Source organism: Pseudomonas sp. C9, assembly GCF_002000165.1.
Classification (GTDB): Bacteria; Pseudomonadota; Gammaproteobacteria; order Pseudomonadales; family Pseudomonadaceae; genus Aquipseudomonas.
This window is the reverse complement of the sequence record NZ_MPAK01000001.1, coordinates 3,508,160-3,521,152: the sequence shown is the minus strand read 5'-3', so window position 1 is coordinate 3,521,152 and position 12,993 is coordinate 3,508,160. Positions and strand designations below refer to the sequence as shown.

At 59.7% G+C, this 12,993-nt stretch carries 10 protein-coding genes; all 10 read left to right on the top strand.

What is annotated here, in order from left to right; all coding sequences use genetic code 11:
• The first annotated feature begins 7 nt into the window (after positions 1-7).
• The 10 genes from BMS17_RS16465 to BMS17_RS16420 all read left to right on the top strand — a co-directional run bounded on the left by BMS17_RS16465 (position 8) and on the right by BMS17_RS16420 (position 12,943).
• Positions 8-1,444, top strand: coding sequence for a sigma-54 dependent transcriptional regulator (locus BMS17_RS16465; protein ID WP_046028497.1), 1,437 nt, complete (start codon positions 8-10; stop codon positions 1,442-1,444).
• 925 nt (positions 1,445-2,369) lie between these two features.
• On the top strand, positions 2,370-3,770 hold the full coding sequence (locus BMS17_RS16460) for a polynucleotide adenylyltransferase PcnB (protein ID WP_046028499.1): 1,401 nt from the start codon (positions 2,370-2,372) through the stop codon (positions 3,768-3,770).
• 4 nt (positions 3,771-3,774) lie between these two features.
• The gene (folK, locus tag BMS17_RS16455; protein WP_077431256.1) at positions 3,775-4,260 is read left to right on the top strand and encodes a 2-amino-4-hydroxy-6-hydroxymethyldihydropteridine diphosphokinase; all 486 of its coding nucleotides are present in this window, start codon (positions 3,775-3,777) and stop codon (positions 4,258-4,260) included.
• 365 nt (positions 4,261-4,625) lie between these two features.
• Positions 4,626-5,426 carry a 3-methyl-2-oxobutanoate hydroxymethyltransferase gene (gene panB / locus BMS17_RS16450; RefSeq protein ID WP_046028502.1) on the top strand — a complete coding sequence of 267 codons (801 nt, stop codon included), beginning with the start codon at positions 4,626-4,628 and terminating at the stop codon, positions 5,424-5,426.
• Positions 5,423-6,283, top strand: coding sequence for a pantoate--beta-alanine ligase (gene panC / locus BMS17_RS16445; RefSeq protein ID WP_077431255.1), 861 nt, complete (start codon positions 5,423-5,425; stop codon positions 6,281-6,283). The genes panB and panC overlap by 4 nt, the downstream gene beginning before the upstream one ends.
• 207 nt (positions 6,284-6,490) lie before the next feature.
• Positions 6,491-6,871 (top strand): aspartate 1-decarboxylase, encoded by a 381-nt coding sequence (panD, locus tag BMS17_RS16440; protein ID WP_003228271.1) that lies wholly within the window; start codon positions 6,491-6,493, stop codon positions 6,869-6,871.
• Between the two features lie 231 nt (positions 6,872-7,102).
• Complete coding sequence (gene pgi / locus BMS17_RS16435) at positions 7,103-8,767, top strand: glucose-6-phosphate isomerase (protein ID WP_046028504.1); 1,665 nt, start codon at positions 7,103-7,105, stop codon at positions 8,765-8,767.
• A gap of 179 nt (positions 8,768-8,946) precedes the next feature.
• A complete protein-coding gene (gene acs / locus BMS17_RS16430; protein ID WP_077431254.1) occupies positions 8,947-10,884 on the top strand; it encodes an acetate--CoA ligase in 1,938 nt (645 codons plus the stop codon).
• A gap of 65 nt (positions 10,885-10,949) precedes the next feature.
• On the top strand, positions 10,950-11,822 hold the full coding sequence (locus BMS17_RS16425) for an oxygenase MpaB family protein (RefSeq protein WP_077431253.1): 873 nt from the start codon (positions 10,950-10,952) through the stop codon (positions 11,820-11,822).
• 104 nt (positions 11,823-11,926) lie between these two features.
• Positions 11,927-12,943, top strand: a complete 1,017-nt coding sequence (locus tag BMS17_RS16420; protein WP_077431252.1) for a class I SAM-dependent rRNA methyltransferase — start codon at positions 11,927-11,929, stop codon at positions 12,941-12,943.
• Positions 12,944-12,993 lie beyond the last annotated feature (50 nt).

Here is a 12,993-nt window from a genome sequence, read left to right as displayed (position 1 = left end):
CGAATCAATGCCGCACATTTTGATCGTCGAAGACGAAACAATTATCCGCTCCGCCTTGCGCCGCCTGCTGGAACGCAACCAGTACCAGGTCAGCGAAGCCGGTTCAGTGCAGGAAGCACAAGAACGCTTCACCATTCCCACGTTCGACCTGATCGTCAGTGACCTGCGCCTGCCCGGCGCACCTGGCACCGAGTTGATCAAACTCGGCCAAGGCACCCCGGTGCTGATCATGACCAGCTACGCCAGCCTGCGTTCGGCGGTCGACTCAATGAAGATGGGCGCGGTGGATTACATCGCCAAGCCTTTCGATCACGACGAAATGCTCCAGGCCGTCGCCCGGATCCTGCGTGACCGACAATCGCTGCCAGCCAACGGTGAACCTGCTGCGGGTAAAGCCGGCAATGGCGCCGCGAAAGCGGGTGCCGACAACAGCAACGGCGAAATCGGCATCATTGGCTCGTGTCCGCCGATGCAGGACCTGTACAGCAAAATTCGCAAAGTCGCCCCAACCGATTCCAACGTCCTGATCCAGGGCGAATCCGGTACCGGTAAAGAACTGGTGGCGCGCGCCCTGCACAACCTGTCCCGCCGCGCCAAGGCGCCGATGATTTCGGTGAACTGCGCGGCCATTCCGGAAAGCCTGATCGAGTCCGAGCTATTCGGTCACGAAAAAGGCGCATTCACCGGCGCCAGCGCCGGGCGTGCCGGCCTGGTGGAAGCGGCGGACGGCGGCACCCTGTTCCTCGACGAAATCGGCGAACTGCCACTCGAAGCCCAGGCTCGCCTGCTGCGCGTGTTGCAGGAAGGCGAAATTCGCCGTGTGGGTTCGGTTCAATCGCAGAAGGTTGACGTGCGCCTGATCGCGGCGACTCACCGCGACCTCAAGAGCCTGGCAAAAATCGGCCAGTTCCGCGAAGACTTGTATTACCGCCTCCATGTGATCGCCCTGAAGCTGCCAGCCTTGCGCGAGCGCGGTGCGGACGTGAACGAAATCGCCAATGCGTTCCTGGCGCGACAGAGCGCGCGGATCAACCGCACCGACCTGAAATTCGCCCCGGATGCCGAGCAAGCGATTCGTCATTATTCCTGGCCCGGTAACGTTCGCGAGCTGGAAAACGCGGTCGAGCGCGCGGTCATCCTGTGCGAGAGCCCGGAAATCTCTGCTGAACTGCTGGGTATCGACATCGAGCTGAGCGATCTGGAAGAGGACGAGTTCATCGGCCTGGCGCCGCAGCAGGGCAACAACGGCGGTAATTCCAGTCATGAGCCAACCGAAGACTTGTCACTGGAAGACTATTTCCAGCACTTCGTTCTCGAGCACCAGGACCACATGACCGAAACCGAGCTGGCCCGCAAACTAGGGGTCAGCCGCAAATGCCTGTGGGAGCGGCGTCAGCGCCTGGGCATCCCACGGCGCAAGACCGGGGTCGCCAGCGAGAGCTGAACGTCACCTGTCTGAGACGTGGGTAACACGTGACACGCTGAAAAAACTGTTACCTCAGATTTATCACGTAACAGAAGCCGGGGCTTACGGTAACGAAGCCCCGGTTTTTTTTGCCCCTGAAAAACCCCACCGACCGACCTAACCCCTTGTTTTATTGGGGTTCGCAAAAGTTGGCACGCACCCTGCTATATGTTTAGTACAAGAACAATAACAAGCAATGCAAAAGACAATAAAAATAAGACGAATCGACTCACGCACAATAAAAACAAGACGGCGAGAGGCGCAGCTAACTGATTCTTTTGGAGAGGCGTTGTATTTGGGGCTTGCCCCACGACCAGACCGAGAATAATAAAAAACTGTCACTCAGACAGTGCCTGAACTGGTTGGATCGCAAGATCACTGCAGCACAGCGACCAAAGCAATCCGTTTGCTCTTGGCTCCCGATTGGGAGGGTCATGAAGGAAAATCTTCATGGCGAGGGCACTTAACAAAAACAAAAAGCCCGAAACCAATAATAAAAATAGAGCATGCAACTACTTCTTGGGGAGCTTCGGCTCCCCTTGTAGTTTCTGGCGTTTACGCGACAGCAATTGCCAACCCCCGTCCGACCTGTAGCAGCTGTCGAGCAACGCGAGGCTGCGTTGGCTCGTGTAGCAGCTGTCGAGCCTGCGAGGCTGCGTTCGGCTGCGCAGCAGTCGTAATACAGACGACCCGTTTCATCTGAAACACCGCAATGACGACGGCTTCGCCGCCGGACGCAGCCTCGTGTTGCTCGTCAGCGGCTACACGGATAGCGTCTGCCAGATATCCCCTTCAGCTGCTTGCGCAGCTTCCTACACCATCCCTCGACTAAATGCTAGAATCCCCGCCCATCATGCGGTCATTCTTCTGTTATGGCCGAACATTCCTTCAAACAGTGCATCCCATGCTGAAGAAGCTGTTCCAGTCATTCCGTTCTCCCAAGCGTCATACGCAACACATTCGCAGTACGCCTGAAGTGCTCAACAGCGGCCAACACTCGCTGCAAAAGGCGCAATTCAGCCGTTACGCGGTGAATATCGTCGAACGCCTGCAGAACGCCGGTTATCAGGCTTACCTGGTCGGCGGCTGCGTGCGTGACATGCTGCTCGGCATCACGCCCAAAGACTTTGACGTTGCCACCAGCGCCACACCTGAACAGGTGCGTGCCGAATTCCGCAACGCGCGGATCATCGGCCGTCGATTCAAACTGGTGCACATCCACTTCGGTCGAGAAATCATCGAAGTCGCGACCTTCCGCGCCAATCACCCGCAAAACGACGAGGAAGAAGACAGCAACCAGTCTTCCCGTAATGAAAGCGGGCGCATCTTGCGCGACAACGTCTATGGCACGCTGGAAGAAGACGCGCAACGCCGCGACTTCACCATCAACGCCCTCTACTACGATCCGGTCAGCGAGCGCATCCTCGACTACGCCAACGGCGTACACGACATCCGCAATCACCTGATCCGCTTGATCGGCGATCCGAAGCAGCGCTACCAGGAAGACCCGGTGCGGATGCTGCGGGCCGTGCGTTTTGCCGCCAAGTTGAATTTCGGTATCGAAAAACACAGTGCCCTGCCGATTCGCGAACTGGCACCGATGCTGCGCGAGATCCCGTCGGCCCGTCTGTTCGAAGAAGTGCTCAAGCTGTTCCTCTCCGGCCACGCCGCGGACACCTTCGAGATGCTGGTCGACTTGCAACTGTTCGATCCGCTGTTCCCGGCCAGTGCCGAAGCGCTGGAATACAACCCGACGTACACCCACACCCTCATCAGCGAAGCGCTGATCAACACGGACCTGCGGATCAAGCAGAACAAACCGGTGACCCCGGCGTTCCTGTTTGCCGCCCTGTTGTGGCCTGCCCTGCCGGCTCGCGTATTGCGCCTGCAAGAACGCGGCATGCCGCCGATTCCGGCCATGCAGGAAGCGGCTCACGAGCTGATTGCCGAACAGTGTCAGCGCATTGCGATTCCAAAACGCTTCACCATGCCGATCCGTGAGATCTGGGACATGCAAGAGCGCCTGCCACGCCGCAGCGGCAAGCGTGCCGACCTGTTGCTGGACAACCCACGCTTCCGCGCCGGTTACGACTTCTTGCTGCTGCGCGAAAGCGCCGGCGAGCAGACCGATGGCCTGGGCGAATGGTGGACGGACTATCAGGACGCCAATGACAGCGAACGTCGCGACATGATCCGCGACCTCAGCGGCAAGGACGACGGCACCGGCGCACCCCGCAAACGTCGCCGCAGCGGTGGCGCCAAGCGCAAACGCGCTGCCGGCGCACCGAGCGTCTCGGGCGAGTAAATCCATGGAACGCATCTACATCGGCATGGGCAGCAATCTGTCTGCCCCCGCCGAACAATTGCGCAGCGCCGTCCAGGCGCTGGCGCAGTTACCGCAGACCGGACTGGTCGGTGTTTCCGCGTTTTATCAAAGCGACTCGCTGCTGCCCGGCCAACCGCGTTACACCAACGCGGTGGCGGCCCTCGACAGCACGCTTGCGCCACTGGAATTGCTTGATGCGCTGCAAGCCATCGAGAACGAGCAAGGCCGCGAGCGTCTTGAGCGCTGGGGCCCACGCACGCTGGATCTCGATATCGTGTTGTTTGGTGATCGGCTGATCGACGAACCCCGCCTCAAAGTCCCCCACTATCACCTGCAGGAACGGGCCTTTGTCCTGTATCCACTGGCCGAACTGGCTCCGGCAGATCTGCGCTTGGCCGATGGCCGCAATCTGAAGGATTTACTCGCAGCCTGCCCGTTCGTCGGCCTGGAACGCCTCTCCAAAAATTGACAAAAATCCCCTGTGGGAGCGGGCTTGCTCGCGAATGCGGTGTGCCATTCAGCATCAACATTGACTGACACACCGCATTCGCGAGCAAGCCCGCTCCCACATTGATTTTTGTGTTGAAGCCAAAATCTGCTGCTGAATCGCATCAGTTACCCCGGTAACACCTCTGTCGTAACAATGCGGTAACACATGCAATTGACTTCCCGAGTTCTCCTCACGACTATAGGCGTCCCGCTGCCGCCAACACGGCGTTGAAGGGCGCAATCCAGGCCGTAAAAGCACGACAACAGACCGTGCGCCTGTATTTAACGAAGAATCACGCGCGTTACTCGCAGTAGTTTCCACAGCGCCTGAATGAGGAACTTTTCATGCCAGCCATCACCCTGACCACGCTGCAAGGTCTCAAGCAAAAAGGTGAAAAAATCACCATGCTGACCTGCTATGACGCGACCTTCGCCCACGCCTGCAATGAGGCCGGTGTCGAAGTGTTGCTGGTGGGCGACTCCCTCGGCATGGTTTTGCAAGGTCACGACAGTACCCTGCCCGTGACGACCGCCGAAATGGCTTACCACGTCGCAGCGGTCAAACGCGGCAACACCGATGCGTTGATCCTCGCCGACTTGCCGTTCATGGCCTACGCCACCACCGAACAAGCCATGACCAACAGTGCCCTGTTGATGCAGGCCGGCGCGCACATGGTCAAGGTAGAAGGCGCACTGTGGCTGTCGGACTCGATCCGCCTGCTGGCCGAACGCGGTATCCCGGTGTGCGCACACCTGGGGCTGACGCCGCAATCGGTGAACATCCTGGGCGGTTACAAAGTCCAGGGGCGTAACGAAAACCAGGCCAGGCAGATGCGCGCCGATGCCATCTCACTGGAACAGGCTGGCGCCGCCATGTTGCTGCTCGAATGCGTGCCCAGCGAACTGGCCGAAGAAATCACCCAGGCCGTGAAGATTCCGGTCATCGGGATCGGCGCCGGCAGCGGCACTGACGGCCAGGTCCTGGTCCTGCACGACATGCTGGGCTTGTCGATTACCGGTCGTGTGCCAAAGTTCGTGAAGAACTTCATGACTGGACAGAACACCATTCAAGCAGCCCTGAGTGCTTACGTGACCGAAGTCAAAGCGGCGACTTTCCCAGGCATCGAACACGGATTCTCTGCATGAACACCGTAAAAACCGTACGCGAACTGCGGGCCGCCGTGGCCCGTGCCCGCAGCGAAGGCAAGCGCATCGGCTTCGTGCCGACCATGGGCAACCTGCACAGCGGTCATATTGCACTGATTACCAAAGCCTCCCAGCGGGTGGATTTCGTGGTCGCGAGCATTTTCGTCAACCCGCTGCAATTCGGCGCTGGCGAAGACCTCGACAAATACCCGCGCACCCTCGCCGCCGACCAGGAGAAGCTGCTCCAGGCCGGTTGCCACTTGCTGTTCGCGCCAGCCGTTGAAGAAATGTACCCGGATGGCATGGCCGGCCAGACTCGCGTCAGCGTTCCACTGCTGTCTGAAGGCCTGTGCGGCGCCAGCCGGCCGGGGCACTTTGAAGGTGTGGCGACGGTGGTCAGCAAGTTGTTCAACATGGTCCAGCCAGACTTGGCGATCTTCGGCCAGAAAGACTTCCAACAACTGGCGGTGATCAAATCCCTGGTGCATGACCTGAACATGCCGATCCAGATCATTGGCGAACCGACTGTCCGTGCAGCCGATGGCCTGGCGCTGTCATCGCGCAATGGTTTTCTCAGCGAAGAACAGCGTGCCGTGGCGCCCGTGGTCTATCGCACGCTGAGTTCGATTGCCGAGGCAATCAAGCAAGGTGAGCGGGATTTCCCGGCGCTGATCGACGCACAGATCAAACAACTTGAAACCGCCGGTTTGCGTCCCGACTATCTGGAAATCCGCCATGCGCTGACCTTGCGCCCGGCGACGTCCGAAGATCGCGATCTGGTGATTCTGGTGGCCGCGTTCCTCGGCACCACGCGGTTGATCGACAACCTGCACCTGAACCTCGACGCCCCCGTCTAAACACCACCAAACCCTGTGGGAGCCTTGCTTGCTCGCGATAGCGATCTGGTATTCAACAATGATGTTGAATGTGCGGGCCTCATCGCGAGCAAGCTCGGCTCCCACAGGTTTTTTGGTGGCTCTGAAGATTGCATTTCAGCTGTATTGCCGCCCACAAACCCTTCGGGCAAACTGCCCGCCGTTCGATTCCGACCTGGGGAAACACTCATGCACGCCATCATGCTCAAGGCCAAGCTGCATCGCGCCGAAGTTACCCACGCTGTCCTTGATTACGAAGGTTCCTGCGCCATCGACGGCGAATGGCTGGACTTGTCCGGCATCCGCGAATACGAGCAAATCCAGATCTATAACGTCGACAACGGCGAACGCTTCACCACCTACGCCATCCGTGGCGAAGAAGGCTCGCGCATGATCTCGGTCAACGGCGCCGCTGCCCACAAGGCCAAGGTCGGTGACCGCGTGATCATCTGCGCTTACGCTCATTACAGCGAAGCCGAGCTGCTCAACTTCAAGCCGCGCATGCTCTACATGGCACCGGGCAATGAATTGAGCCACACCAGCAATGCCATTCCGGTTCAGGTCGCCTGATCGCACCGACGCGTTGCCGACCCTCCGTTTGTCGGGTTGTTCCTGACTTCGATGTTAAAAAAGTACAGGAAACAGGTCAGACAAAGTCAAGACAGATCAAGGCGCGGGGTTTACTGTAGTCGCCCTGCGCCATGAGATCGTGTCGACGCAGTTGACCGGACGCGCCACCCCAGGCGCTCCGGGATTTTTAGTGTTCAAAAGGCCGTTCAAGTAAAAAGGAAACCCGCAGCGATGGCGTACTACCGCACCCCTCACGACGTTACCGCTCTGCCCGCCTGGCAAGCGTTGAATGATCACCGCCAAGCCATGCAGGATTTCAGCATGCGCGAGGCCTTCAATGCCGACCCGCAGCGTTTCACTCAATTCACCCTTAGCAGCTGCGGTCTGTTTCTCGATTACTCGAAGAACCTGATCACCACCGAGACCCGCAATCTGCTGGTGGGTCTGGCCAACGAAGTCGACCTCAAGGGCGCGATCAAATCGCTGTTCGAAGGCGAAATCGTCAATGCGTCCGAAGGTCGTCCGGCCCTGCACACCGCACTGCGCCGCCCGGTTGGCGACAAGCTGTCGGTCAATGGCGTCAACGTGATGCCGGAAGTGCACAAAGTACTGAACCAGATCACCGACCTCGTGGGCCGCATCCACGACGGCTTGTGGCGCGGTTACACCGAGAAGCCGATCACTGACGTGGTGAACATCGGCATCGGTGGCTCGTTCCTCGGCCCGGAACTGGTGTCCGAAGCCTTGCTGTCCTACGCCCAGAAAGGCGTGCGTTGCCACTATTTGGCAAACATCGACGGCAGCGAATTCCACGAACTGGCCATGAAGCTGCGCGCCGAGACCACGCTGTTCATCGTCTCGTCGAAATCTTTCAACACCCTCGAAACCCTGAAAAACGCCCAGGCCGCACGCGCCTGGTACCTGGCTCAGGGCGGCTCGGAAGCCGAGCTGTATCGCCACTTCATCGCCGTTTCCAGCAACAATGCAGCGGCCGTGGCCTTCGGCATTCGTGAAGAAAACATCTTCCCGATGTGGGATTGGGTCGGCGGTCGTTACTCGCTGTGGTCGGCCATCGGTTTGCCGATTGCCCTGGCCATCGGCATGTCCAACTTCAAGGAACTGCTGTCCGGTGCCTACACCATGGACCAGCATTTCCAGACCGCGCCGTTCGAGCAGAACATGCCGGTACTGCTGGCCTTGCTCGGCGTGTGGTACGGCAATTTCTGGGGTGCACAAAGCCACGCCATCCTGCCGTATGACCACTACTTGCGGAACATCACCAAGCACTTGCAACAGCTGGACATGGAATCCAACGGCAAGAGCGTGCGTCAGGATGGCACGCCAGTGTCCACCGACACCGGTCCGGTGATCTGGGGTGGCGTCGGCTGCAACGGCCAACACGCCTATCACCAGTTGCTGCACCAAGGCACCCAACTGATCCCGGCCGACTTCATCGTGCCGATCGTCAGCTTCAACCCGGTGTCCGACCACCACCAGTGGCTGTACGCCAACTGCCTGTCGCAAAGCCAGGCGCTGATGCTCGGCAAGACCCTCAGCGAGGCCGAAGTCGAACTGCGCGACAAAGGCATGAGCGAAGCCGATGTGCAGAAACTCGCACCGCACAAGGTGATCCCGGGCAACCGCCCGAGCAATACCCTGGTGGTCGAGCGCATCAGCCCGCGTCGTCTCGGTGCATTGGTGGCCATGTACGAACACAAAGTCTTCGTGCAAAGCGTGGTCTGGGGCATCAACGCCTTCGACCAGTGGGGCGTGGAACTGGGTAAAGAGTTGGGCAAAGGCGTCTACAACCGCCTCGTCGGCAGCGAAGAAACCCCGGCTGACGATGCTTCGACCCAAGGTCTGATCAACTACTTCCGCGGTCGTCACCGCGGTTAACACCCCACTCCCGTAGGAGCCGGGCTTGCTCGCGATGAACGATGACGCGGTGTATCTGATCCACCGCGACGTCTGCATCGCCAGCAAGCTCGGCTCTTACAGCGGCGGTGCAAGGCTTGAACCCACCCGCTACTCGGCGCATCTTTATCCTTGTCGCAAAACAAGCATAAGGAACCGTCATGTTCGATATCAGCACGTTCCCCAAAGCCGATGCCGTCCGCCGGGCTGCGCATTTGAGTCAAGACGACTACCAGCGCCTGTATCGCGAATCCATCGAACACCCCAGTACGTTCTGGGCCGAACAAGCCACGCGCTTTCTCGACTGGAGTACGCCGTGGGACAGCGTCCAGCGCTATAACCTGAAAACCGGTGAAGCGAGCTGGTTTGCCGGCGGTCAGTTGAACGTCAGTTACAACTGCATCGACCGTCATTTGAAACAACGCGGCGATCAAATCGCGATCATCTGGGAAGGCGACGATCCCGCCGAATCCGCGCAAATCACCTACAAAAAACTCCATCACAACGTCTGTCGCCTGGCCAACGTGCTCAAGAGCCGCGGCGTGAAGAAAGGCGATCGCGTCTGCATTTACATGCCGATGATCCCCGAAGCCGCTTACGCCATGCTCGCCTGTACACGCATCGGAGCGGTGCATTCGGTGGTGTTTGGGGGTTTCTCGCCGGACTCCCTGCGCGACCGGATTCTCGACGCTGACTGCCGCACGGTAATCACCGCCGATGAAGGCGTGCGTGGCGGTAAATTCGTGCCACTCAAACACAACGTCGACAAGGCCCTTCAGAGCTGCCCGAACGTCAGCACGGTCATCGTCATCGAGCGCACCCAGGGCGATGTGAACTGGGTTGAAGGCCGCGATCTCTGGTATCACCAGGCCTTGCGTGATGTCAGCGACGACTGCCCGCCGGAACCGATGGACGCCGAAGATCCGCTGTTCATCCTCTACACCTCCGGCAGCACCGGCAAACCCAAAGGCGTGTTGCACACCACTGGCGGCTACCTGCTGCAAGCAGCGATGACCTTCAAATACGTGCTCGACTACCGTGATGACGAAGTGTTCTGGTGCACCGCCGATGTCGGCTGGGTCACCGGCCACAGCTACATCGTCTACGGTCCGCTGGCCAACGGCGCAACCACGCTGATCTTCGAAGGCGTACCGAGTTACCCCAGCACCTCGCGTTTCTGGCAAGTCATCGACAAGCACCACGTCAACATCTTCTACACCGCGCCCACCGCCCTGCGCGCCTTGATGCGTGAAGGCCGCGAACCGTTGCAGGAAACGTCCCGCGCAAGCCTCAGATTACTCGGCACTGTTGGTGAGCCGATCAATCCGGAGGCGTGGGATTGGTACTTCAATGTGGTCGGCGAGCAGCGTTGCCCCATCGTCGATACCTGGTGGCAGACCGAAACCGGCGGCATCATGCTCAGCCCGCTGGTCAGCGCGCAACGAATCAAACCCGGCTGCGCCACGCAACCGATGTTTGGTGTACAACCGGTGTTGCTCGATGAAACGGGCAAGGAAATCAAAGGCGCCGGCAGCGGCGTGCTGGCGATCAAGTCCAGTTGGCCGGCACAGATCCGCAGTGTCTACGGCGACCCGCAACGGATGATCGACACCTACTTCAAGCCCTACCCCGGTTATTACTTCACCGGCGACGGCGCGCGACGCGATGAGGACGGCGATTACTGGATCACCGGGCGCATCGACGACGTGATCAACGTCTCCGGCCACCGCATCGGCACTGCCGAAGTGGAAAGCGCCCTGGTGCTGCATGACAGCATCGCCGAAGCCGCCGTGGTCGGTTATCCCCACGACGTCAAAGGCCAGGGCATCTACGCCTTCGTCACGCCCATGAACGGCACCGACCCCAATGACGAACTGAAGAAGGAATTGCTCGACCACGTCAGCAAGGACATCGGCAGCTTCGCCAAACCGGACTTGATCCAGTGGGCTCCGGCCTTGCCTAAAACCCGGTCGGGCAAGATCATGCGGCGTATTCTGCGCAAGATCGCCTGCAATGAACTGGACAGCCTGGGCGACACCTCGACCCTGGCCGATCCGAGTGTCGTTCAGGGCTTGATCGACAAACGCCTGAACCAATGATTCGTTGTTGCATCCCACCCGCGCGGCCAGCGATGGCCGCGCCTTTTTTTCGCCACTGAGTCGCCATGGAATTCATCCGTACCCGCATCGAAACCCAAATCATGAGCCTGAGCGGTCTGTCACTGGGCAAGCTCGATCTGGAAAATCCCAAAGGTGATCCCGGCCTGTTCGGCCCCGACTCGGTGAGTTGGCAAGTGCACGGCGATTTCAGCAGCATGCTCATTGGCGGCATCAGCGCCCTGATGCTGCAAGCCCTGCATCCACTGGCGCTGGCCGGGGTCTGGGATCATTCGAATTTTCGCGAGGACATGCTCGGCCGACTGCGCCGCACCGGGCAGTTCATCTCTGGCACCACGTTTGGTTCGCGAAAGGATGCCGACTGGCTGATCGAGAAAGTCCGCACCATCCACCTGCAAGTCACCGGTACGGCACCGGACGGACGCCCCTACGCCGCCAGTGATCCAGACTTGCTGACCTGGGTGCATGTGGCCGAGGTCAGCAACTTTCTCGCCGCGCATTTGCGTTACCGCAATCCGGCGCTGTCGCTGGCCGATCAGGATCGCTACTACGCAGAAATCGCCCTCGTTGCCGAACGCCTGGGTGCCCGCGATGTACCCCGCTCGCGACAGGCCATTGCCGATTACCTTGCGCGCATTCGCCCTCAGTTGCTGTGCGACGAACGCAGCCGGGAAGTGTTGCGGTTGCTGCTGAGCGCGCCCTCCCCCAGCCGTTTGGCCAAGCCTTTTGGCGGTTTGATGATGCAGGCGGGTATCGATCTGCTACCGGACTGGGCCAGTGCCATGCTCGGCGTCAGCCAGAATCCACTGCAACGCAAACTGATCCGCGCCAGCGTCAACCGCAGTGCACCGATGCTGCGCTGGGCAGTGCGCAATGGCTCGGTGCAGCGGGCGAAGCGGCGGATGGGGCTGTTGACCTGACGATTGATCGTTCCAACGCTCCGCGTGGGAACGATCAGTGGCTCGGGATCAGGTGCAATGCTGTTAAACTCCCGCGCCAAATTCCCTCCTGCAAGGCGCCCAGCATGTCTTCCTTGAATCAGGCGCTGCGCGCCGCCCTCGAACATCGCCAGGACCTGCTTGCCGAACTGCATCAGCAAGGCACCGATTGCTATCGCCTATTCCACGGCAGCCAGGAAGGCGCCGGCGGCCTGACCATCGACCGCTATGGTCCGCAACTGCTGGTGCAAAGCTTTCACCAGTCTCTGGAACGCGACGCCCTGCTGCAATTGCACGACGCCATAAATCAACACCTGGGCCTGGAAACCCTGTTGGTCTACAACGACCGCTCCCGTGGCAATTCGCGCATCGACCGCGAAGACACCGTCTACCAGGCCGATGAAGCCGCGCTTCAGGATTTGGTCGGCCACGAGTGGGGCCTGAACTACCGGGTTCGCGGGCGCCATGCCGGCCAGGACCCTTTGCTATTCCTCGACCTGCGCAACACCCGTGGCTGGGTCAAAGCACACAGCCAGAACAAAAGCGTGCTCAACCTGTTTGCCTACACCTGTGGCGTCGGGCTGAGTGCGGCGGCCGGGGAAGCCCGCGAGGTGTGCAACCTGGATTTCGCCGAGGGCAACCTGGCAGTCGGCCGTGAGAATGGGCTGCTCAATCCGCAATTGCCCACCATGGAATTCATCCAGTCCGACTACTTCCCGGCGATCCGCCAACTGGCGGGGCTGCCCATCAGTCAACGCCGTGGGCAGAAATTGCCGAGTTATCAGCGCCTGGAACAGCGTCAATATGACCTGGTGCTGCTCGACCCGCCCGCCTGGGCCAAGAGTGCTTTCGGCACCGTCGACCTGCTACGCGACTACCAGAGCCTGCTCAAACCCGCACTACTGACCACTGCCGACAATGGCGTGCTGATCTGTTGCAACAACCTGGCAAAGGTCAGCATGGACGATTGGCGCGAACAGGTATTGCGCTGCGCAGAGAAAGCCGGGCGACCGGTGCGCGAGTGGACAGTGATGACACCGGGCGCTGATTTCCCGTCGATGGATCAGCAGCCGCCGCTGAAAACGCTGATTCTGCAGCTCTGACATTCACCCAAAAATTCAGACAAATCCTGCAAAGCGTGGTTACTTCGGAA